This is a genomic window from Pseudomonas kulmbachensis (assembly GCF_963681935.1).
Taxonomy (GTDB): Bacteria; Pseudomonadota; Gammaproteobacteria; order Pseudomonadales; family Pseudomonadaceae; genus Aquipseudomonas; species Aquipseudomonas kulmbachensis.
The window spans coordinates 508,423-529,511 of sequence record NZ_OY817088.1; the positions used below are offsets into that span (position 1 = coordinate 508,423).

Sequence of the window (21,089 nt, forward strand, 5' to 3'; positions counted from 1 at the left end):
TAAGCAGGCACTGGAGAGGTGCCTTGGGCTGATCGTCTTTAAGGAAAATCAGAGGGGTGTGCTCGTCGGTAGCCTTGGAAGGCTCGTCAGTAAAGACGTGCACCGCTGGCTATTAGGCCAGGTCTGACGTGATGTAACGCTTGTCGCGGTCGCATCTGCGGCCTTGACGATAAAGCATGTAACTTGCAACAACTGCCTACGGCCCGGCTTTAGGCCGGGCTTGGCAGAAGCGTGCAACGAACGTCTGTGTATTAGTACAGACGAACGGCGCGGCGCTGCTCGCGCTGAACTTTCTTCGCGTGACGCTTAACAGCAGCTGCTGCTTTGCGCTTACGCTCGGAAGTCGGCTTCTCGTAAAATTCGCGGCTGCGAACTTCAGCCAGAACACCGGCTTTTTCGCAGGAGCGCTTGAAACGACGCAGAGCTACGTCGAAGGGTTCGTTCTCTTTTACTTTGACGGCTGGCATCCAGAGCTACCTTCATTCATTACCGGGGTCAACGTCTCAAGGCAAAATCGCGTTGGAAGACGTCGGTTTTTAAGGGTTGCGGATGTTAACCCCTCATCGCCCGGAATGCAAAGCCTCTGATCGAAAACCGCTGGCCGGGGGCGGGAGTGGCGACTATTATGCGCGCCTTCGAATTTAGCCTCTACAAGGCGTAAACCCATGCTAGTACTGGGATTAGAAACCTCCTGCGACGAAACCGGCGTCGCGCTATACGACAGTGAACGCGGGCTTTTGGCCGATGCGCTGTTCAGTCAGATCGACCTGCACCGTGCTTATGGCGGTGTGGTTCCGGAGCTGGCTTCACGGGATCACGTAAAGCGAATGCTGCCCTTGATTCGTCAGGTGCTGGCCGAGGCCGACTGTGTGCCTACGGAGATTGATGCGATTGCCTACACGGCGGGCCCGGGATTGGTTGGAGCCCTGTTGGTTGGGGCTTCTTGCGCTCAGGCGTTGGCATTCGCCTGGGGCATACCGGCCCTTGGCGTGCATCACATGGAAGGTCATTTATTGGCCCCAATGTTGGAGGAGCAGCCTCCAGAGTTCCCGTTCGTCGCTTTGTTGGTGTCCGGTGGTCATACGCAGCTGGTTCGCGTCGATGGTATCGGTCAATACGAGTTGTTGGGCGAGACTCTCGATGATGCTGCGGGCGAAGCGTTCGACAAGACCGCGAAGATGATGGGGCTCAACTATCCTGGCGGCCCTGAGATTGCGCGGTTGGCGGCTCAGGGGGTTGCAGGGCGTTTTGTGTTCCCCAAGCCCATGACCGATCGTCCGGGGCTGCAGTTCAGCTTCAGCGGCCTTAAAACCTTCGCCTTGAACACATGGCAGCGTTGTGTGGCGGCCGGAGACGATACCGAGCAAACCCGTTGCGATATCTCGCTGGCGTTCCAGCAGGCCGTGGTTGAGACGTTGACCATCAAGTGCAAGCGCGCGCTGAAGCATGCAGGCATGAAGCGTCTGGTGATTGCAGGCGGGGTCAGTGCGAATAAGGCGTTACGCGTATCGCTCGAAAAAATGCTGGGCGATATGAATGGCAATGTTTACTACGCCCGACCGGAGTTTTGTACCGACAATGGCGCGATGATTGCGTTTGCCGGTTGCCAGCGTTTGCAGGCAGGCCAGCATGAAAGTTTGGCCATCAGTGTTCAGGCGCGCTGGCCAATGGAGCAATTGAAGCCCCTGTGAAAGCAGGGGCTGGGTCGAGCGTGAAGATTTTTCATGCGGTTGATTCAGAAATGCCGTTCGCGCCCAGCCATCAGGTCGCGTAAATTGCCGCGGTGGCGCCAGACAATCAGTGCGGTCAAGGCGCTCATTGGCAGCAGGGCAGCGGGCTCTTGCCAGGCCAGTAATGGCAGGGTCAGGGGTGTGGCGATCAGTGCCGCCAGAGAGCTGGTGCGGGTCAGCTGGAAGGTCAGTAGCCACGCGGCGACAGCCAGCAGTGCTGCTGGAGGGTAAAGCCCCAGCAGCATGCCGGCAGCCGTGGCGACACCCTTGCCGCCCCGAAAGCGGAAGTAGATGGGGTACATGTGCCCTACCACGGCGCAGACGCCAACCCAGGCCTGATCCTGGAGCGAAAAATCGAGTTGGTCGGCCAGCAGGACGGTTAAAAACCCCTTGCACAGGTCGCCGAGCAAGGTCAGGGCGGCAAGTTTTTTGCCGGTCAGGCGCAACATGTTGGTTGCACCCGCATTGCCCGAGCCACTCATTCGCGGATCGGGGTTTCCCGTCAGGCGGCTGAGCAAAATGGCAAAGGACAGAGAGCCGAGCAGGTAGGCGAGGATCGCCAGTAACCAAAACATGCTAACTATTCCGGGCGAGGACGCCCTGATTCTAACGGCGCATTGCGCCCTTGTCGTGCTGCGGAGAAGAGTGCTTGGACAGAGTGTTTATCGAAGGCCTGGAAGTTGACACCGTGATTGGTGCCTATGACTGGGAGCGTGGCATCCGTCAGTGCCTGCGCCTGGATCTGAGTTTCGCGTGGGATAACCGGCCGGCTGCGGCTGGTGATGATCTGACGCTGGCACTGGATTATGCGAGTGTTTCGTCGCGAATTCAGGCGTTTGCCGAGCAGGCTCAATTTCAGCTGGTCGAAACTTTCGCAGAGCGTCTGGCGCAAGTGCTGATGAGTGAGTTCAATATTCCCTGGCTGCACCTCAAACTGACCAAGCCCGGAGCCGTTGCAGCGGCCACTGGGGTGGGCGTGGAGATTGAGCGCGGATGTCGCTAACTCAGGTTTATCTCGGGCTGGGCAGCAATGTCGAGCGCGAAAAGCATTTGCTGGCGGGGCTGGACGCATTGACCGGTTTTTTGCGGGATATGCGTTGCTCGGCAGTGTTTGAAAGCCAGCCGGTGGGGATCAAAAGCGGGCCTTTTTTCAATCTGGTCGTGTCGGCGAAAACCGATTTTTCGCTGATTGATTTAAGCCGACGATTGAAGCTGATCGAGGCGGATAACGGGCGTTATGCTCAGGATCGCAAGGGCTTGCCTCTGGATATCGACGTGTTGTTCTACGGCGATCTGGTGGGAAATTTTGACGGGTTGACCTTGCCCCGTGCCGAGATTCTCAAGAACGCTTTTGTGTTGTGGCCGCTGTCGTTGATAGCGCCCGACAAAGTGCATCCAGGTGTGGGTAAGACCCTTTCTCAAATGTGGGCAGAGGCGCAGATTGATCAAGTGCTCGCGCCTGCCGCGTTTGAGTGGCGGGGTGAGCAGTTGACGCCGGTAGAGCTGCTTTTACCTTTGTAGATACTCTGTTCCAGGTCAAGCTCCCACGTTTGAAGTATCTCTGTAGCCGCTGCCGCAGGCTGCGATGGGCAGCGCAGCGGCCCTTTCTTGAAGGTCCTGCGGCCCTTGTCGCAGCCTGCGGCAGAGGCTACACAAGCTCGGTATCAGGTTTTTGCCGCATCCTTGTAGGCTTGCAGTGCCTTGAGCCGTTCGCGCTTCAGCGCTTCGCCCAGTTCCGGACCTTTGTAGCCTTGCTCCAGCAATGGTTGCACCGCCACTGCCTGGGCGGCCTTCGCCGCGCCGCGCAAGTAGTCGGCTTGCGGATATGGGCGGCTCTCCAGTCCAAGGCGGCCTTTGGCGTCCATCTCGCACGCGACGATAAATTCCTCGAACCGCTGTGGTCTACGGTACACGTCAAAGCGCTGCAGTAACTCCAGTAGCGTCGAAGCCTTGAGTTCAAGGGCGCGATGACCGTGGGTGTGATATTCGCCCACCAGCAATGCCAGCTCCTGGCAATCTCGCGGAACCTTGTAGCGATCATTGACGACTTTGATCAGACGCAGCCCTTTGTGTTCGTGGGCAATGTGTCTTGGCCAGTCTTTTTCCGGAGTAAGCCCCTTGCCCAGATCGTGCAGAAGGCAGGCCCAGCGAACAGTTAGCGGCTGCTTGTGCAGCGCGGACTGTTCCAGCACGCTCAGAGTGTGTACGCCGCTGTCGATTTCCGGGTGATGGAGCGGCGGTTGTGGCACTCCAAACAGAGCGTTCACCTCGGGCAGCAGCACTTCAAGCGCGTCGCAACTGCGCAGCACTTCAATAAAAACCTGTGGCTGATCCTCCATCAAGGCGCGGGATATTTCCTTCCAGCAGCGCTCCGCAGTCAGGGCTTGCAGTTCGCCAGACCTGGATAGTTGGCGCATCAACTCCAGGGTTTCGGGCGCGATAGTGAAACCGAGGCTGGCGTAGCGCGCTGCAAAGCGGGCAACCCGCAGAACTCTGAGAGGATCTTCGGCGAATGCGGGGGAAACGTGGCGCAGAATTCGGGCTTCAAGATCGCGTTTGCCGTGGTACGGGTCCGTCACATTGCCTGCATCGTCCTCCGCCATCGCATTGATGGTCAGGTCGCGGCGAATCAGGTCATCCTCGAGGGTGACATCGGGGCTGGCATGAAAGATAAAACCGCCATAGCCATGACCGCTTTTGCGCTCGGTGCGTGCCAGCGCATATTCGTCGCCGGTTTTGGGGTGTAGAAATACCGGGAAATCCGAGCCTACAGGGCGATACCCCAAGGCCTGCATCTGTTCGGCAGTTGCGCCGACCACCACCCAGTCAATATCGGTGACGGGCTTGCCCAGCAGGCGATCACGTACGGCGCCGCCAACTTTATAGATCTGCATAAAAAAGCCTCCGTTAGCGCGACAGGATAACCCTTGTGTCGCGTGAACGGAGGCTTGGGTGTGTTACAGGTGGATGGCGCCCATATCCAGGCGCCCGCGGTCAGAATCACCGTGATCGCCTTTTGGCGGCACATGGTGGACTTTCATTATCTGGTCGCCTTGCAGTGTCTCGAGATGGATGTCGAACCCCCACAAACGGTGCAGGTGCTTGAGGACTTCGTCGGTTGAGTCGCCTAGCGGTTTACGGTCATGTTGCTGATGGCGCAGGGTCAGTGAGCGGTCGCCACGCCGGTCGATGCTCCAGATTTGTATGTTGGGTTCACGATTACCCAGGTTGTACTGCGCGGCCAGGGTTTCACGAATGATGCGGTAGCCGTTTTCGTCGTGAATGGCAGGCACCAGCAAGTCGTCTTTTTGATCGTCGTCCATGATGCTGAACAGCTTCAGGTCGCGGATCACTTTGGGTGACAGGTATTGCAGGATAAAACTCTCGTCCTTGAAGCTGCTCATGGCGAATTTGATACTCGATAGCCAGTCGCTGCCAGCCAGGTCCGGGAACCAGTAACGATCCTCGTCGGTAGGGTGCTCGCACATGCGCCGGATATCGCAATACATCGCAAAACCCAGCGCGTAGGGGTTGATGCCGCTGTAGTAAGGGCTGTCAAAGCCGGGCTGGAACACCACACTGGTGTGTGAAATGAGGAATTCCATGATAAAGCCCTCGGTCACCAGGCCTTCGTCGTAGAGGTCGTTCATCAAGGTGTAGTGCCAGAAAGTTGCCCACCCCTCGTTCATCACTTGTGTTTGCCGTTGTGGGTAAAAGTACTGGGCTATCTTGCGCACGATACGCACGACTTCGCGCTGCCAGGGCTCCAGCAGTGGTGCGTGTTTTTCGATGAAGTAGAGGATGTTCTCCTGAGGCTCGTCGGGGAAGCGCGCGTTGTCCTTTTCGCTGAATTTGTCCGCGCTTTTAGGGATGGTGCGCCACAGATCATTAATCTGTTTTTGCAGATGCTCTTCCCGTTCCTTTTGCCGACGGCGTTCTTCTTCGGCTGAAATCGGATCGGGCCGTTTGTAACGATCTACGCCGTAGTTCATCAGGGCATGGCAAGAGTCGAGCAAGTCTTCGACCGCGTCGATGCCGTGGCGCTCTTCGCATTGCATGATGTACTGCTTGGCAAACACCAGGTAATCGATGATCGAGCTGGCGTCGGTCCAGGTGCGGAACAGGTAATTGCCCTTGAAGAAGCTGTTATGGCCATAGCAGGCATGGGCCACCACCAGTGCTTGCATGCAAATGGTGTTTTCTTCCATCAGATACGCAATGCACGGGTCAGAGTTGATGACGATTTCGTAGGCCAGCCCCATCTGGCCGCGACTGTAGGACTTCTCAGTGCTCAAGAAGTGTTTGCCGTAGGACCAATGGTGATAGCCCAGCGGCATGCCCACAGAGGCGTAGGCATCCATCATCTGTTCGGCGGTAATGACTTCGATCTGGTTGGGGTAGGTGTCCAGTGCATAGCGTTCCGCCAGGCGGCCGATTTCACGGTCGTAAGCCTGGATCAGTTCAAAGGTCCACTCTGAGCCCGTGGAGATGGGATGGCGTTTATTCTCTTTGGCGGTCATGTCACTAACCTGCGCTGGAAGAGTTCACGGAAGACCGGGTAAATATCGCCGGCCGAGACCAGTTGCTGTTGGGCGAAGGTGTCGGAAAACACCTCGCTGATACGTTCGTACTCGTACCAGAGGGCCTGATGTTCGCGCGGGGTTATCTCTACATAAGTGTAGTACTGCACGAATGGCATGATCTGGTTGATCAGTATGTCGCGGCAAATGGGTGAGTCGTCGTTCCAGTTATCCCCGTCAGAAGCTTGCGCTGCGTAAATATTCCACTCGTTGGTAGGGTAGCGTTCGGCCATGATCTCCTGCATCAGCTTGAGTGCGCTTGAGACGATGGTGCCGCCAGTTTCTCTGGAGTAGAAAAACTCCTCCTCATCGACCTCGCGTGCACTGGTGTGATGGCGAATAAACACTACTTCAATCTTGTCGTAGTTCCGTTTCAGGAACAGGTACAGCAAGATGAAAAAGCGTTTGGCGATGTCTTTTGTGGCTTGGGTCATGGAGCCTGAAACGTCCATCAGGCAGAACATGACGGCTTTTGAGCTGGGATTGGGCTGCTTGACCAGCAGGTTGTACTTCAGGTCAAAAGTATCGAGAAATGGTATGCGGTGAATACGCGCGCTGAGCTTCTCGATTTCTGCTTCGATTTCTTTAATATCGCCGAAATTGTCTGGCTCATCGCGTTTTAGCCGTTCCAGTTCGGCTTTGGCTTCCCTGAGTTTTGCCCGGCTGCTGCCGGACAAGGCAATGCGCCGCGCGTGAGCTGAGCGCAAGGTGCGGATGATATTGATGCGAGACGGGTTGCCTTCGTTGCTGATACCGGCGCGTACAGTTTTGTAAGTGTCGGTACCGGTCAGGTTGCGTTTGACCAGGTTGGGCAACTCGAGGTCTTCGAACATGAATTCGAGGAACTCTTCCTGGGTGATCTGGAATACGAACTCGTCCATGCCTTCGCCGGAATTGCCCGCCTTGCCAGGACCACCACCACCTCCCGCTCCGCCTTGAGGTCGGGGGATGTGCTCACCGCTGGTGAATTCCTTGTTGCCAGGGTGAACCACTGTCTGTTTGCCACCGCGCCCATGGTGCAACACTGGCTCGTCGATATCGCGGCCAGGGATGCTGATTTGCTCGCCATGCTCCATGTCAGTAATGGAACGGCGGCCCACGGCCTCTTCTACGGCCTTCTTGATGTGGTCACGGTAGCGCCGCAGAAAACGCTGACGGTTTACCGTGCTCTTGTTTTTGCCATTGAGGCGTCGGTCGATCACATAGCTCATGGAGCCCTCCGGGCAGCTTCAAGTTGTGAGCTGCAAGCTGCAAGAAAAAGCACGCACACGGGCTCTTCTTGCAGCTGCCGCTGGTGGCTTACAGCTGCCTTACTGCGACTTACGGACCCGCAGGTACCACTCGGAGAGCAGTCGTACTTGTTTGTCGGTGTAGCCGCGTTCGACCATTCGAGTGACAAAGTCGTTGTGTTTCTGTTGGTCTTCCTTGCTCGCTTTGGCGTTGAAGCTGATAACCGGCAGCAGGTCCTCGGTGTTGGAGAACATTTTTTTCTCGATGACTACGCGCAGCTTTTCGTAGCTGAGCCAGGTCGGATTTTTGCCGTTATTGTTGGCACGGGCACGCAGTACGAAGTTGACGATTTCGTTGCGGAAATCCTTCGGATTGCTGATGCCTGCCGGTTTTTCGATTTTCTCCAGTTCTTCGTTGAGCGCCACGCGGTTGAGGATTTCGCCGGTTTCCGGGTCACGGTATTCCTGGTCCTGAATCCAGAAGTCAGCGTAAAGCACATAACGATCGAAGATGTTTTGCCCGTACTCGCTGTAGGACTCCAGGTAAGCGGTCTGGATTTCCTTGCCGATAAACTCGATGTAGCGCGGCGCCAGGTATTCTTTGAGGAAACGCAGGTAGCGCTCGCGGGTTTCGGGCTGGAACTGCTCCTGTTCGATCTGTTGTTCGAGCACGTAGAGCAGGTGAACCGGGTTGGCGGCAATTTCGTGCGGGTCGAAGTTGAATACCTTGGACAGGATCTTGAACGCGAAGCGGGTCGAAAGGCCGTTCATGCCTTCGTCGACGCCTGCGTTGTCGCGGTACTCCTGGATGGACTTGGCTTTGGGATCGGTGTCCTTGAGGTTCTCGCCGTCATAGACCCGCATCTTGGAGTAGATGTTGGAGTTTTCCGGCTCTTTGAGGCGTGAGAGTACGGTGAACTGGGCCAGCATTTTCAGGGTGTCAGGTGCGCAATGGGCTTTGGCCAGTGAGCTGTTGAACAGCAGTTTGTCGTAGATTTTTACTTCGTCACTGACACGCAGGCAGTACGGCACTTTGACGATGTAGATCCGGTCGATAAACGCTTCGTTGTTTTTGTTGTTGCGGAAGGTGTGCCACTCCGACTCGTTGGAGTGGGCCAGCAGGATGCCCGTAAACGGAATCGCGCCCAGGCCTTCGGTACTGTTGTAGTTGCCCTCCTGGGTGGCGGTCAGCAGTGGGTGCAGCACCTTGATCGGTGCCTTGAACATCTCCACGAACTCCATCAGGCCCTGGTTGGATCGGCACAGTGCGCCGGAATAGCTGTAGGCGTCTGCGTCGTTTTGCGGGAATTCTTCGAGCTTGCGGATATCGACCTTGCCCACCAGTGCCGAAATATCCTGGTTGTTCTCATCGCCTGGTTCAGTCTTGGCCACTGCGATCTGGTTGAGGATCGAAGGGTAGAGCTTGACCACGCGGAACTGACTGATATCGCCACCGAACTCGGCCAGACGCTTGGTGGCCCACGGCGACATGATGGTGCTCAGGTAGCGTTTCGGAATGCCGAAGTCTTCTTCGAGGATTGCGCCATCTTCGGTGGCGTTGAACAGGCCCAAAGGCGACTCAAAGACCGGTGAGCCCTTGATTGCGTAGAAAGGGACTTTTTCAATCAGTTGTTTCAGCTTTTCGGCAAGCGATGACTTGCCGCCCCCGACCGGGCCCAGCAGGTAGAGGATTTGTTTCTTTTCTTCCAGACCCTGCGCGGCATGGCGGAAGTAGGAAACGATCTGGTCGATGCATTCTTCCATTCCGTGGAAGTCTTCAAAGGCCGGATAGCGGCGAATCACTTTGTTGGAGAAGATTCGCGACAAGCGAGAGTTGTTGGAGGTGTCCAGCAGTTCCGGTTCACCAATGGCCAGCAGTAGCCTTTCAGCGGCAGAGGCATAAGTGCTTTTGTCTTGCTTGCACAGCTCAAGATACTCCTGGAGCGTGAGCTCTTCCTGGCGTGTGGATTCAAAGCGTTGTTGGAAGTGGCTAAAAATACTCATGACGTCACCTCGCTCGATACGTGGAGTCGGCGATAGACCGGTCAGTTCGAGTGCTGGCATGCAGCAGCATTTCAGCTGCTGTGTACCCCCCAGGACACCATCAAGGTGGCTAAGCCCTTGAAGTTACTACCGATGATCCATTCGCCGGTGTACCGGCTCTCCCCAGATTTGGATGGCCTGAGGTAAAGGATAGTTGGTAATCCGCAAGGTCAAGGCGCGATGCATGAATTGTTGCGTTTGACCGTTGGTCAGGAAGGGCGCCAGCCCACTGATCACGGGGGCTGGCGTAAATAAAAATATTATTCGTTTGTGCTTTGAGCGGTTTCGGCTGGATAGGTTGTACGCCACAACTCGAAGCCGCCATCCAGGCTGTAGACCTCGCTAAAACCCTGGCTTACCAAATACGCTGCGGCGCTTTGACTGGAGTTGCCGTGGTAGCAGGCGACGATCAGTGGTGCGTCGAGGTCGGCGTTGGTGATGAAGTCGTGCAGCGAGTGGTTGTCCAGGTGCTTCGCGCCGCTGATATGGCTGGCTGCGAAGGCTTGCGGGTCGCGTACATCAACCACTACGGCGCCTTGCTCGCGCAAGGCCTGGGCCTGCTCTGGCGGGATACGTTTGAATTCGGTCATGGGAAGTTCCTGTGGCCTGACAGCGGGCGCGGTTAGCCGGCGCCCAAGGGTTGGGAAGGTTGGGCTGATTGCGGGACGATGGAGGGTGCGGCAATGCCAGGGCCGTCGCAGTCGCAACTCAGGCGTTGGCCGGTGTCGACATTGAGCAGAGTCATGGCTCCACCCCAAACACAGCCTGTGTCGAGTGCGAAAATGCCGGGCTCCTTGCAGTTCCCTTCCAGCGCCGCCCAATGCCCGAAGATGATCTTGAGGCCTTGGGTTTTGCGTTCTTTATAGCTGAACCACGGTGCATAGCCGGGCGGGGCGCTGCCGAGGCCTTCTTTGCTTTTGAGGTCGAGCTTGCCTTCGCGGGTACAAAAACGCATCCGGGTGAAGTAGTTGGTAATAACCCGCAGACGGGTGACGCCGGTGAGGTCGCTGTCCCACTTGGCCGGGTCATTACCGTACATGCCATCGAGATACGGCCTGATGAGATCGTCATTGCGCAGGGCCTGCTCGACTTCGCTGGCGCACTTGAGGGCTTTTTTCAGCGTCCATTGCGGCGGAATCCCGGCATGCACCAGTGCGATGTTGCGCTCACTGTCGTGGTGCAGCAGCGGTTGCTGGCGTAGCCAGTCCAGCAACTCATCACGATCGGGTGCTTCGAGGATTTCGCGCAGTGTGTCGCCTTTTTTCAGGCGCTCGATGTTATAGCCCACAGCCAGCAGGTGCAGGTCATGGTTGCCCAGTACGCATACCAGTGATTCACGCATGCGGTATAGAAACCGCAGGGTTTCCAGCGATTGCGGGCCACGGTTGACCAGATCACCTACCAGCCAGAGCTTGTCTTTACCCGGGTCGAACGCTACGCGCTCCAGCAGGCGCTTGAGTGGCTGCAGGCAGCCCTGCAGGTCGCCAACGGCATATACCGTCATCAGTGCAGGGCTCCGGGCACCGCAAGGCGGAAGGGCGCAATGATGGCTTTGAATTCATGACCGTCGTCGGCATGCATCAGGTAGCTGCCTTGCATGGTGCCGACCTTGGTCATGATCACCGAGCCACTGCTGTAGGTGTGTTCGCTACCGGGGTCGATTTTCGGTTGTTGTCCGACAACGCCAGCGCCGCGGACTTCTTCGACATGGCCATCGCCGTCGGTTATCACCCAGTGCCGGGACAACAGCTTCGCGGGTACTGAGCCGTTGTTGCGCACCGTGATGGTGTAAGCAAAGGCAAAACGCTGATGTTCGGGCTGTGATTGTTCTGGCAGGTAACGGGTGACGACGCTGACGTCGACCAGATAGCGGGGATCGGGCATGCGAAAGGCCTTACTTGAAAGCGGAGACACAGTTCGGGATAAAACTGATGCCTGAGTCTAGGCCAAACAACGGGTACTAGGCCAGACGTGGTGTCTGACCGGGTACCCGTTTTTTCTCAGCGGTCAGTCGGCAGCGGGCGCTTCGACAGGTTGTTCGCTGAGCTTGTCGGCCAGACGCACAAAGGCGGCCAGGTCGAGTTGCTCTGGGCGCTTGCTGCCATCGACGCCGGCGGCTTCGATTTCAGCGTTGCTGAGCAAGGCTTTGAGGGTGTTGCGCAGGGTTTTACGGCGCTGGTTGAAGGCTTCGCGAACCACGCGCTCAAGCATGCGATGGTCCTTGGCCGGATGCGGCAGCACTTCGTGCGGCACCAGGCGGACAATTGCCGAATCAACTTTTGGCGGTGGATTAAACGCGCCGGGGCCTACGTTGAACAGGTGTTCGACGCGGCAGTGGTACTGAACCATGATCGACAGACGACCCCAGTCGCCACCGCCAGGACCAGCGGCCATGCGTTGAACCACTTCTTTTTGCAGCATGAAGTGCATGTCGCGGATCAGGTCGGCGTTTTTCAACAGGTGAAAAATCAGCGGGGTGGAAATGTTGTACGGCAGGTTTCCGACCACGCGCAGGGTGCGCGGTGCTGCATTAAGGCTCTTGAAGTCGAACTTCAGCGCGTCACCCTGGTGCAGGGTGAAGTTGCTCATGCCTGCAAACTGGCGATTGAGGATCGGGATCAGGTCTTTGTCGAGTTCCACGACGTCGAGCTGGCCACCGCTGTTCAAAATGCCTTCGGTCAGGGCACCCTGGCCCGGCCCGATTTCCAGCAGGCGATCGTCAGCCTTGGCGTGGATGGCACGCAGGATGCGGTCAATAACGCCCGCATCGTGCAGGAAGTTCTGACCAAAGCGCTTGCGCGCCTTGTGTTGGTATTGCTCGTTCATATACGGGTCTCGGCCATCTGGTAGGCGGTTTCCAGGGCGACTTGCAGGCTGCCGGTATCGATCTTGCCGCTACCCGCCAGATCCAGGGCGGTGCCGTGGTCGACAGAGGTGCGGATAATCGGTAAGCCCAGGGTGATGTTGACTGCGGCACCGAACCCCTTGTACTTGAGTACGGGCAGGCCTTGGTCGTGGTACATCGCCAGCACTGCGTCGCAGTGTTCCAGATATTTGGGGGTAAACAGAGTGTCGGCAGGCAGCGGGCCACGCAGGTCCATGCCCTCGCTGCGCAGGCGCTCCAGGGTTGGTTCGATGATGTCTATTTCTTCATGGCCCAAATGTCCGCCTTCACCGGCATGGGGGTTGAGCCCGCAGACCAGGATACGCGGTTGGGCAATGCCGAATTTTTGTTGCAGGTCGGCGTGCAAAATACGGGTAACCCGCATCAGACGCTCGGGTGTGATTGCATCGCTGACCAGGCGCAGTGGCAAGTGAGTGGTTACCAGTGCCACGCGCAGTCCGTGGGTGGCAAGCATCATCACGACCTGCTCGGTCTGGGTCAAGTCAGCAAGGAATTCGGTATGCCCGGAGAACGGGATGCCCGCTTCGTTGATCACGCCTTTATGCACCGGGGCGGTGATCATGCCCGCGAAGTCGCCATTCAGACAGCCTTGCGCTGCGCGGGTCAGGGTTTGCAGCACAAACGCTGCATTGGCCTTGTCCAGTGTGCCGGCAGTGACTTTGGCATTCAGTGGGGTATCCCAGACGTACAGGCTGCCTGCTGGGGCAGGTTTTTCGGGCCAGTTGCCAGGCTCGACCGGTAACAGGCTGACAGCCACACCGAGCTGCGCGGCCCGCTCAAGGAGCAGGTCGCGGCTGGTGATTGCTATCAGGGGGTGCGGCTGGGGTTGCGAGGCGAGTAGCAGGCACAGGTCTGGACCTATACCTGCCGGTTCGCCGGGTGTCAGTGCAAAACGCTGTGTTTTCACTGCGCGGCCTGACCTGCGCCATCTGTTGCGCTAGCGCCAGGAAGTTTGATTTCTACATAGGCTTCGTCGCGGATCTGACGCAGCCAGGTTTGCAGCTCTTCGTCGTACTTGCGGTTACGCAGTGCGTTCATTGCCTGCTGTTCACGGGCCTGGGTGGTGCTGTCAGTGGCGCGGCGGCCAAGGACTTCCAGGACATGCCAGCCATATTGAGTCTTGAACGGCTTGGACAGTACGCCTTGCGGAGTATCGGCCATGGCTTCGCGGAACTCGGGTACCAGCGAATTGGGGTCAACCCAGTTCAGGTCGCCGCCGTTAAGGGCAGAACCCGGGTCTTCCGAATACGTCTTGGCCAGAGTGGCAAAGTCTTCGCCCGATGTGATGCGGTCGTAGATTTTGGCTGCCAGCTCTTTGGTTTGCGCTTCGCTGCGGATTTCACTTGGCTTGATCAGGATGTGGCGAACATGAACTTCGTCCACTACAACCGATCCGCCGCCACGTTTTGCATTCAGCTTGAGGATGATGAAGCCGCCAGGCGTACGCACTGGAGGCGTCACGTCACCCACAGGCATTTCGCTGAGCATACGGTCGAAAGGAGGTGGCAGTTGGGCAGCTTTACGCCAGCCCATGTCGCCGCCTTCCAGTGCCGTATCGCTGCCGGAGCGAGCGATAGCCATTTGGCCAAAGTCCGCGCCTTGCTTGAGCTTGTTGTAGACGTCCTCAGCCTGCTTGGCTGCGTTCTGGATGGCTTCCGAATTCGCGCTTTCAGGCGTTGGAATCAGGATATTGGCCAGTTGGTACTCTTCGGACAGCTGCATTTTGCCAAGGTCAGAGGCCAGGAAGTTCTTCACTTCCTGATCCGTTACCTGAATGCGCTCAGCCACGCGGCGTTGACGCACACGGCTGATGATCATTTCGCGACGAACCTGCTCGCGGGCATCTTCATAAGACAGGCCGTCGCGGGCCAGAGCCTGACGGAACTGTTCGATGGACATGCCGTTGCGCTGGGCAATGCTGCCAATGGCCTGGTTCAGCTCTTCATCCGCGATACGGATACCTGAGCGTTCGCCGATCTGCAGTTGCAGGTTTTCGACGATCAGGCGCTCAAGCACTTGCTGATCCAGAACGCTGGCAGGCGGTACGCCTTGGCCACGCTTGGCAATGGTTTGCTGAACTTCGTGGACACGCTGGTCCAATTGGCTCTGCATGATCACGTCGTTGTCGACAATGGCCACCACCTTATCCAGGGGCTGTACCGCAGCGCTAGCTGCGGTACCCAGGAACAACGCGCCCAGCATTAGCGGGCGCAGACACTCAGAAAGCTTGATCTTCACGTTCACGATAACCTTGGATGCCTTTGTCGAGGAAGCTCTCTACTTTGGTGCCAACAACGCCACCGAGACCTTTCAGCACAACTTGGAGGAAGAGACCATGGTCGCCCTTCTCATTAAGAGGGGCTGCTTGGGTGTACTCGTCGTTGGATACCCAATAACGGCTGATCAGACGAAGCTTCCAGCAGCAGTTGTCGTACTCGAAACCACCGAAGGCTTCCAGGGTACGGTTGCGGTTGTAGTCGTACTGCCAGCGGCTGATGGCGTTCCATTGCGGCACGATCGGCCAGATAACCGAGAAATCGTGCTGCTGGATCTTGTAGTAATCCTTGATGTAGCCCGGTTGTCCTGGAGACAGGTAGTCGCCGCCGCCCACAGTCCATTTGCCGGTGTATTGGTCGTAGCGGACCTGGTCGTCGCGATAGCGGTAGCCGACGTTGATAACCTTGTTCGGGTTGTCTTCAGGCTGGTAGTGCAGCATCGCACTGCCCGAGCGCGGGCTGTGGGTTTCCGGATCCCAGTTGTAGTCGGCTGTTGCGCGCCAGTCGCGGTTGAAGCGGTAGGCGTATTCCAGTGCATACGGAGACACGCTGGAAGTTGCGTCCTTACGGTTTGCGTCAATCCCAGGCAACTGAACCTTGCGGTCCTGGAAGTAGTAAGCCTGGCCCAGGCTGATGCGCTGACGCTCAAAGCCGTCGTCTTCGATCAGGCGACTGGTCAGGCCCAGCGACAGCTTGTTCTCGTCGCCCACACGGTCGGTGCCGGTGAAACGGTTGTCACGCCACAGCGAGGAATAACTGAAGGTGCTCTGGCTGGTATCGAAAATCGGGATGTCATCCTGATTTTTCTCCGGTACATACAGATAGAACGCACGCGGTTCCAGGGTTTGGCGGTAGTCGGTGCCGAACCAGTTGGTGTTACGGTCGAAATACAGGCCGCTGTCGACGCTGGCGATTGGCACGCTGCGGTTGACCGAACTGTTGAATTTCTGGCCGTCTTTGACCATTTCTGTCTTGCCGATGCCATCCAGATCCAGATCGTACTGGGTGTACATGTACTTCAACGAAGGCGTCAGGTAACCGTAGCTCCAGTTCAGCGGCATGCTGACGTTCGGCGCAAGGTTCAGACGCGTACCGTTGGCCCGGGCCAGGCCAGCCACGTTGTTGTCGAGGCGAGGATCTACCGTGCCATCTTCGTTGGTGTAGCTGCCGTTTTCGAGGTTGCGATCGAAGCGAACCAGCTCGGTGTTGTAGCCGATATTCAGACCACCCGGTTGCGTCGGCAGGACACCATTGAGGGTGAGCTGCGGCAGCATGTCGTAAGGCGTGATCTGAGTAACGGTGGCCAGCTGATAAGCCTGCACGTTCAGCTTGGCGGTGTAGTCATCGCCACGGTAGCTGACGGCACCCTGCTGGTTCAGGTAATCACGGCTTTCAACGCCGATCTGGTCGCTTTCCAGGTCCTGGAAGTAATACGGGTCGCTGATCTTGGTGTAGTCAACTTCGGTCAGGACGCGCGAATCCAGGCCGCCCTTGTGCTGCCAGTTAAGCATGTAGCGCTTGTCTGTGTAGTCGGTCTGACGTTTGCGGTCGTCATTGTCGTCGTTGAGGTACGCGGCACCAAACTGACCTTCGCTGGATTCGGTCAGGTAGCGGAACTCACCTTCCATCAACAAGCCGCGCTTGGTCATGTAGCGCGGGTACAACGTGGCATCGTAGTTAGGTGCCAGGTTGAAGTAGTACGGAGTCACGAGCATAAAGCCGGTGTCGGAACTGCTGCTGAAAGACGGCGGCAGGAAACCGGACTGACGGCGATCGTCGATCGGGAAATAGATGTACGGGGTGTAGAAGATCGGGATGTCTTTGACCCGTAGCGTCACGTTGGTCGCCGTACCGAAACCGGTAGCCGGGTTCAACGTGATGTTGTTGCCCTTGAGTTGCCAGGCGTTGCTGCTCGGCTCGCACGTGGTGTACGTACCGTCCTTGAGACGGATGATCGAGTCTTCAGCCCGTTTGGCGTACAGCGCACTGCCGCGAATACGCGACTTGTGCAGCACGTATTCGGCGTTGTCGACCTTGGCGGCGCCGGTGTCCAGTTGAACGTCGGCGTGATCACCAACAATCAATGCACCGTTGTCACGCAGGCGGACGTTGCCATTGAGTTCGCCACGGCTTTCAGCCTGATACAGGCTGGCTTCGTCGGCTTCGACCTGCATGCTGCCCTGGCGCATGACGACGTCACCGGCCAGGGTCGCGACCTGCTCTTCCTGCTGATAGCGGGAGGCTTTGGCGCCCACAAACGTAGGCGCATCGCTTTTGCTGGTGGTGTCATGCATGCCCGGACGGTTGGGCTCGACGTAAGACCCGGAGCAGTACGGACCGGTTTCGGCCAGTTGCGCGGCTGTCAGCTGCTCACGCGGAACCCAGTCGAGGTGACTGTAGTCAGCACTGCGAGCCTTGAGCCCGCGGCCTTTGGCTTCAGTCACCAGCGGAGCCTGTGCGGCTTGCTCGGCGGTTTCACCGTTGGCGCCTAAAGACCCGTCACTGTGTGACGGACGTGGCGGCAACTGCGCAACGTTGGTTTTTGGCGCGCAATCCCAGCCACCCGTAGCCGACACGGAACAGTCATACTGTTCCTCGGCAAAAGCGAACGGCGTAGCTAGAGGTTGCATGGCCAGCAAACTGCCGGTTACCAGCAACGGAAATTTTTTACGAAACGCGGGGGATTTCAATGCCATCTTATTAGTCCGGGCTTCCTGCGTGCCATCAGCCCGCGGTGGGGGACCGCACGCCTATCGATGGTCTGGAAAAGATTCTGGATAATAAAGCATGACCCGCTTGACGGCTAGCGCCGTCGGAGACCCTTGTAATGCCTGACCAAGATGTACGCTTGCAACACCTGAAAGTTTGGCTGGATGAACAGTTGGCAACCTTGTTCGCGAATGAGGGTTGGGGTCCTGTACCCCCAGCCACGTTGACTGCTGCCAGTAGCGATGCGAGTTTCAGACGCTATTTTCGCTGGGAAGGCGAGGGGCGCAGTTTTGTCGTCATGGACGCGCCGCCGCCCCAGGAAAACTGCAAACCTTTCGTCGATATCGCTGATTTCTTGCGAACCTGCCAGATAAACGTACCGAAAATTTATGCCCAGGACCTCGAGCGCGGCTTTCTTTTGCTCAACGATCTGGGTAATAAAACCTTTCTCGATGTGATTAACAGCACCAACGCCGATGAATTGTTCAAGGATGCCATCGAAGCCTTGCTGGCCTTTCAGCAATTGCCGATGACCACTCCTTTGCCCAGCTATGACGTGGCCTTGCTGCGCCGTGAGCTTGAACTGTTCCCCGAGTGGTACGTGCGCGCTCACCTGGGCGTGGAATTCAATGAACAGCAACTGGGCGCCTGGCAACGGGTCAGCGGGCTGCTGATCGACAGTGCCCTGGCACAGCCTCAGGTGCTGGTTCACCGCGACTTTATGCCGCGCAACCTGATGCTCAGCATCCCCAACCCCGGGGTGCTGGATTTTCAGGACGCGGTGTATGGCCCGGTGACCTACGACATCACGTGCCTGTTCAAGGACGCCTTCTTGAGCTGGCCCGAAGAGCGTGTGCGTGTGTGGTTGCAGGACTACTGGAAGCTGGCGCTGCCGTTGGGTATCCCGGTGCAACGCGACTTTGAAGAGTTCCTGCGCGCCAGCGACCTGATGGGTGTGCAGCGGCATTTGAAAGTGATCGGTATTTTTGCCCGAATTTGCCATCGCGATGGCAAACCACGCTATTTGGCCGATGTGCCGCGTTTCTTCTCTTATATAGAAGCAGTGCTGGCGCGGCGTCCCGAGTTGGCTGAACTGAGTGAATTGTTCGCCAGCCTTGGCCTGGCCAGCGAGGCCGATGCATGAAAGCGATGATTCTGGCAGCAGGCAAGGGCGAGCGTTTGCGACCGCTGACCCTGCACACGCCAAAACCATTGATTCGCGCGGGTGGCGTGCCGCTGATCGAGTACCACTTGCGGGCACTGGCAGCGGCGGGCTTTACCGACATCGTGATCAACCACGCCTGGCTGGGTCAGCAAATTGAAGACCACCTGGGCGACGGCTCGCGGTTTGGCGTCAGCATCCAGTACTCCCCGGAAGGTGAGCCGCTTGAAACCGGTGGCGGGATTTTTAAAGCCCTGCCATTGCTGGGCGATGGACCTTTTGCCGTGGTCAACGGTGACATCTGGACCGACTACGACTTTGGCGCCTTGCGCCAGCCACTCACAGGGCTGGCGCATTTGGTGCTGGTAGCTAATCCGGCGCACCACACGAGCGGGGATTTCAGCCTTAACGGCGAATACGTTCAAGACGGCCTGCCGGGTGCCGATACGCTGACCTACAGCGGGATCGCAGTACTCGACCCTGAGCTGTTCAAGGGTTGTGCTGCGGGTGCGTTCAAGCTGGCGCCGCTATTACGCAAGGCGATCGCCGCAGGGCAAGTGACAGGGGAACGTTTGCAGGGGCATTGGGTGGATGTGGGCACGCATGAACGCTTGGCCGAGGTCGAGTCGTTGATCAAGGGCGCCAGCTAAAATGTTGTGGCCAGGGACTCTGATTGGAGCCGGAGCGGGCTTTTTCATTGCCAGCATTCCGGGGGCCATGCTCGGTGCTTTATTGGGGCAAGCGCTGGATCGGCGTTTGCAACTGCACAGTTGGGCGCATCTGCTTGAACGTCTTGGTGCCCGGCCGGTGCTGCGCAACGATGAACTGCTGTTTCTCCTGCTTGGCCGATTGGCGAAAAGCGGTGGTCGTGTAGTGGATAAACATATCGAGCAGGCGCGGCTGGAAATGCGTCAACTCGATATGCAACCCTCTGCGCAGAATCGTGCGATTGCCGCGTTCAATCGTGGCAAGTCCGGGAGTGATTCATTACGCGGCTATCTGCGTCGTCTCAAGGTTCAACCCCATGCGGCAGAAGGGGTGTTGCGTGCCTGTTGGCGGATGATTCTGGCGGACGGCCGAGTGGCTCCCCAAGAGCGCGAGCTGATTGTGCTTTGGGGTAGTTGGCTGGGTTGGACCCGGCAACAGGTTCTGTTGCTGGGGGGTGAACATGATACCCAAAGAAAACCCCTGGCCACCCGTGGCGGTACTTATCAGCAATCGCTGACCTTGCTGGGGGTCACGGCCACCTGTGAACCGGCACACATCAAACGTGCCTATCGACGTTTGCTCAGCCGTCATCACCCGGACAAGGTAGCTGGCACCGGAGCCAGCCCGGCTCAGGTGCGTGAAGCCACGGAAAAAACCCGCGAATTGCATCATGCCTACGCCTTGATTCGTGAGCGGCGCGGCTTCTAGCACCGTTCATTTGTCCACAGGCTGCGGGCTGAGCCAGCCACGCACTCGACGGAACAACTGCTCCTGTTCGCCATCCCGGTTTCCCGGGGTGGCAACCAATCCCACTTGTTTGAAATTCGCCCCGTTAGCCCGCTTGCTGGCCTGTAACCGTTGCAAGGCGGCTTCGCGAGCCAATGGTTGGTCTTTATAGAAAATATCCAGCAGCGCGATATTCAAGGCGGGCGTCAGTTGGCTCAAATCAGGTTGGGCCTGAACGGGCTTGTGGGCTTCAACCATGATCAGTTTTTGAATCTGGGCCGGGTGCTTAGCACTGATATAGCGTGATGCCCAGTAAGCTCCCGAGCCATGCCCGAGCAAAACAATGCTGCGCATGTTCTGTTGCTGGGCAAAGGCAATGCCCGCTTCGATGCGCGCGAAGATGCGTTCGGCATCGAGCTTGCTCAATTCGTCAGGGTTTTGCGTGGTCTCGGAGTCCGGGCTTTCTGTACCAGCACTGGCCGCCTGCTCGATGGGTTTGGCTGTGGTGCTGGCCGCTTTGCTGCTACTGTCTGTCGCTAATGTCGTAGGAGGTTTCTCTGGTTCGACCTCCCGCGGCTGGCTGGCCTCGCTTTGCATGTCCGGCAAGCTCAGGCTCAGGCTGGCCCAGTTGGCGTCCGGCAGCTTGTTGCGCAACGGGCCCACGACCAATGGCCAGTCGGCAGTTTCACCAGCACCGGGGATGATAATCACCGCACCGCTGGCGGCACTACTGTTGGCAGGTTTCCACAGGGCGAGAAAGCTATCGTTCGGGGCCTGCAGTTGTTGCTGCTCTTGTTGCGGAATTTGTCGCTGCAGAGCCGCCGCATCTTCCTGGCTGCGTTCGGGCAACGGTTCGCGCACGGGCGGCTTGGTCTCGGATTCGGTCTCGGCTGCAAATACTGGCAGGGCGAGTGGCAACATCAGCGACAGGCACAAGGCCGGTAGCGCCAGACGATAAGAAAACATCGGATATTCCAAGCCAGAAGTAGTCCCGGCAGCGTAATGGGTTGATCAGTATTTG

General features: G+C 57.7%; 20 protein-coding genes. 6 read left to right on the plus strand and 14 right to left on the minus strand.

What is annotated here, in order from left to right:
* Positions 1-251: 251 nt before the first annotated feature.
* Entirely contained in the window at positions 252-467 is a 216-nt protein-coding gene (rpsU, locus tag U5A05_RS02430) for a 30S ribosomal protein S21 (protein ID WP_002551877.1), read from the minus strand.
* A 198-nt stretch (positions 468-665) separates the two neighbouring features.
* Between rpsU and tsaD the strand changes: the two genes are divergently transcribed.
* Positions 666-1,691, plus strand: coding sequence for a tRNA (adenosine(37)-N6)-threonylcarbamoyltransferase complex transferase subunit TsaD (tsaD, locus tag U5A05_RS02435; protein WP_261740689.1), 1,026 nt, complete (start codon positions 666-668; stop codon positions 1,689-1,691).
* 44 nt (positions 1,692-1,735) lie between these two features.
* Here the strand turns inward: tsaD and plsY are convergent, their stop codons facing one another.
* On the minus strand, positions 1,736-2,305 hold the full coding sequence (gene plsY, locus U5A05_RS02440) for a glycerol-3-phosphate 1-O-acyltransferase PlsY (protein ID WP_261740690.1): 570 nt from the start codon (positions 2,303-2,305) through the stop codon (positions 1,736-1,738).
* Between the two features lie 74 nt (positions 2,306-2,379).
* On the opposite strand from plsY, the gene folB reads away from it, so the two are divergent.
* A complete protein-coding gene (folB, locus tag U5A05_RS02445; RefSeq protein ID WP_261740691.1) occupies positions 2,380-2,733 on the plus strand; it encodes a dihydroneopterin aldolase in 354 nt (117 codons plus the stop codon).
* A complete protein-coding gene (gene folK, locus U5A05_RS02450) occupies positions 2,724-3,251 on the plus strand; it encodes a 2-amino-4-hydroxy-6-hydroxymethyldihydropteridine diphosphokinase (protein WP_321835528.1) in 528 nt (175 codons plus the stop codon). Before folB ends, folK begins: the two co-directional genes overlap by 10 nt.
* 143 nt (positions 3,252-3,394) lie before the next feature.
* On the opposite strand, the gene U5A05_RS02455 is transcribed toward folK, so the two are convergent.
* The 11 genes from U5A05_RS02455 to U5A05_RS02505 all read right to left on the minus strand — a co-directional run bounded on the left by U5A05_RS02455 (position 3,395) and on the right by U5A05_RS02505 (position 17,459).
* A complete protein-coding gene (locus U5A05_RS02455) occupies positions 3,395-4,624 on the minus strand; it encodes a multifunctional CCA addition/repair protein (protein ID WP_321835529.1) in 1,230 nt (409 codons plus the stop codon).
* 63 nt (positions 4,625-4,687) lie between these two features.
* Positions 4,688-6,250: a SpoVR family protein gene (locus tag U5A05_RS02460; RefSeq protein WP_261740694.1), complete on the minus strand. Its 1,563-nt coding sequence runs from the start codon at positions 6,248-6,250 to the stop codon at positions 4,688-4,690.
* Positions 6,247-7,521, minus strand: a complete 1,275-nt coding sequence (locus tag U5A05_RS02465; protein ID WP_261740695.1) for a YeaH/YhbH family protein — start codon at positions 7,519-7,521, stop codon at positions 6,247-6,249. Before U5A05_RS02465 ends, U5A05_RS02460 begins: the two co-directional genes overlap by 4 nt.
* A gap of 99 nt (positions 7,522-7,620) precedes the next feature.
* Complete coding sequence (locus tag U5A05_RS02470) at positions 7,621-9,543, minus strand: PrkA family serine protein kinase (protein WP_261740696.1); 1,923 nt, start codon at positions 9,541-9,543, stop codon at positions 7,621-7,623.
* Between the two features lie 299 nt (positions 9,544-9,842).
* Positions 9,843-10,172 carry a thiosulfate sulfurtransferase GlpE gene (gene glpE / locus U5A05_RS02475; protein WP_261740697.1) on the minus strand — a complete coding sequence of 110 codons (330 nt, stop codon included), beginning with the start codon at positions 10,170-10,172 and terminating at the stop codon, positions 9,843-9,845.
* 32 nt (positions 10,173-10,204) lie between these two features.
* Positions 10,205-11,086 (minus strand): symmetrical bis(5'-nucleosyl)-tetraphosphatase, encoded by an 882-nt coding sequence (locus U5A05_RS02480; RefSeq protein WP_261740698.1) that lies wholly within the window; start codon positions 11,084-11,086, stop codon positions 10,205-10,207.
* Positions 11,086-11,466 (minus strand): Co2+/Mg2+ efflux protein ApaG, encoded by a 381-nt coding sequence (gene apaG / locus U5A05_RS02485; RefSeq protein WP_261740699.1) that lies wholly within the window; start codon positions 11,464-11,466, stop codon positions 11,086-11,088. The genes U5A05_RS02480 and apaG overlap by 1 nt, the downstream gene beginning before the upstream one ends.
* 123 nt (positions 11,467-11,589) lie before the next feature.
* Positions 11,590-12,408 carry a 16S rRNA (adenine(1518)-N(6)/adenine(1519)-N(6))-dimethyltransferase RsmA gene (gene rsmA, locus U5A05_RS02490; RefSeq protein ID WP_261740700.1) on the minus strand — a complete coding sequence of 273 codons (819 nt, stop codon included), beginning with the start codon at positions 12,406-12,408 and terminating at the stop codon, positions 11,590-11,592.
* A complete protein-coding gene (gene pdxA, locus U5A05_RS02495; RefSeq protein WP_261740701.1) occupies positions 12,405-13,394 on the minus strand; it encodes a 4-hydroxythreonine-4-phosphate dehydrogenase PdxA in 990 nt (329 codons plus the stop codon). The genes rsmA and pdxA overlap by 4 nt, the downstream gene beginning before the upstream one ends.
* Positions 13,391-14,725 carry a peptidylprolyl isomerase SurA gene (gene surA / locus U5A05_RS02500; protein WP_395247281.1) on the minus strand — a complete coding sequence of 445 codons (1,335 nt, stop codon included), beginning with the start codon at positions 14,723-14,725 and terminating at the stop codon, positions 13,391-13,393. The genes pdxA and surA overlap by 4 nt, the downstream gene beginning before the upstream one ends.
* On the minus strand, positions 14,706-17,459 hold the full coding sequence (locus tag U5A05_RS02505) for an LPS-assembly protein LptD (protein WP_261740703.1): 2,754 nt from the start codon (positions 17,457-17,459) through the stop codon (positions 14,706-14,708). The genes surA and U5A05_RS02505 overlap by 20 nt, the downstream gene beginning before the upstream one ends.
* Positions 17,460-17,590: 131 nt before the next feature.
* Between U5A05_RS02505 and U5A05_RS02510 the strand changes: the two genes are divergently transcribed.
* The 3 genes from U5A05_RS02510 to U5A05_RS02520 are packed head-to-tail and all read left to right on the plus strand — an operon-like array spanning position 17,591 to position 20,050.
* On the plus strand, positions 17,591-18,616 hold the full coding sequence (locus U5A05_RS02510) for an aminoglycoside phosphotransferase family protein (RefSeq protein WP_321835536.1): 1,026 nt from the start codon (positions 17,591-17,593) through the stop codon (positions 18,614-18,616).
* The gene (gene murU / locus U5A05_RS02515; RefSeq protein WP_321835538.1) at positions 18,613-19,284 is read left to right on the plus strand and encodes an N-acetylmuramate alpha-1-phosphate uridylyltransferase MurU; all 672 of its coding nucleotides are present in this window, start codon (positions 18,613-18,615) and stop codon (positions 19,282-19,284) included. Before U5A05_RS02510 ends, murU begins: the two co-directional genes overlap by 4 nt.
* A 1-nt stretch (position 19,285) precedes the next feature.
* On the plus strand, positions 19,286-20,050 hold the full coding sequence (locus U5A05_RS02520; RefSeq protein WP_321835539.1) for a DnaJ domain-containing protein: 765 nt from the start codon (positions 19,286-19,288) through the stop codon (positions 20,048-20,050).
* Between the two features lie 6 nt (positions 20,051-20,056).
* On the opposite strand, the gene U5A05_RS02525 is transcribed toward U5A05_RS02520, so the two are convergent.
* Positions 20,057-21,034 carry an alpha/beta hydrolase family protein gene (locus U5A05_RS02525; RefSeq protein ID WP_261740707.1) on the minus strand — a complete coding sequence of 326 codons (978 nt, stop codon included), beginning with the start codon at positions 21,032-21,034 and terminating at the stop codon, positions 20,057-20,059.
* Positions 21,035-21,089 lie beyond the last annotated feature (55 nt).

Coding starts and splice junctions, on each gene's coding strand:
- rpsU (WP_002551877.1), bottom strand. CDS start 467: ATGCCAGCCGTCAAAGTAAAAGAGAACGAACCCTTCGACGTAGCTCTG.
- tsaD (WP_261740689.1), top strand. CDS start 666: ATGCTAGTACTGGGATTAGAAACCTCCTGCGACGAAACCGGCGTCGCG.
- plsY (WP_261740690.1), bottom strand. CDS start 2,305: ATGTTTTGGTTACTGGCGATCCTCGCCTACCTGCTCGGCTCTCTGTCC.
- folK (WP_321835528.1), top strand. CDS start 2,724: ATGTCGCTAACTCAGGTTTATCTCGGGCTGGGCAGCAATGTCGAGCGC.
- U5A05_RS02455 (WP_321835529.1), bottom strand. CDS start 4,624: ATGCAGATCTATAAAGTTGGCGGCGCCGTACGTGATCGCCTGCTGGGC.
- U5A05_RS02460 (WP_261740694.1), bottom strand. CDS start 6,250: ATGACCGCCAAAGAGAATAAACGCCATCCCATCTCCACGGGCTCAGAG.
- U5A05_RS02465 (WP_261740695.1), bottom strand. CDS start 7,521: ATGAGCTATGTGATCGACCGACGCCTCAATGGCAAAAACAAGAGCACG.
- U5A05_RS02470 (WP_261740696.1), bottom strand. CDS start 9,543: ATGAGTATTTTTAGCCACTTCCAACAACGCTTTGAATCCACACGCCAG.
- glpE (WP_261740697.1), bottom strand. CDS start 10,172: ATGACCGAATTCAAACGTATCCCGCCAGAGCAGGCCCAGGCCTTGCGC.
- U5A05_RS02480 (WP_261740698.1), bottom strand. CDS start 11,086: ATGACGGTATATGCCGTTGGCGACCTGCAGGGCTGCCTGCAGCCACTC.
- apaG (WP_261740699.1), bottom strand. CDS start 11,466: ATGCCCGATCCCCGCTATCTGGTCGACGTCAGCGTCGTCACCCGTTAC.
- rsmA (WP_261740700.1), bottom strand. CDS start 12,408: ATGAACGAGCAATACCAACACAAGGCGCGCAAGCGCTTTGGTCAGAAC.
- U5A05_RS02505 (WP_261740703.1), bottom strand. CDS start 17,459: ATGGCATTGAAATCCCCCGCGTTTCGTAAAAAATTTCCGTTGCTGGTA.
- U5A05_RS02510 (WP_321835536.1), top strand. CDS start 17,591: ATGCCTGACCAAGATGTACGCTTGCAACACCTGAAAGTTTGGCTGGAT.
- murU (WP_321835538.1), top strand. CDS start 18,613: ATGAAAGCGATGATTCTGGCAGCAGGCAAGGGCGAGCGTTTGCGACCG.
- U5A05_RS02520 (WP_321835539.1), top strand. CDS start 19,286: ATGTTGTGGCCAGGGACTCTGATTGGAGCCGGAGCGGGCTTTTTCATT.
- U5A05_RS02525 (WP_261740707.1), bottom strand. CDS start 21,034: ATGTTTTCTTATCGTCTGGCGCTACCGGCCTTGTGCCTGTCGCTGATG.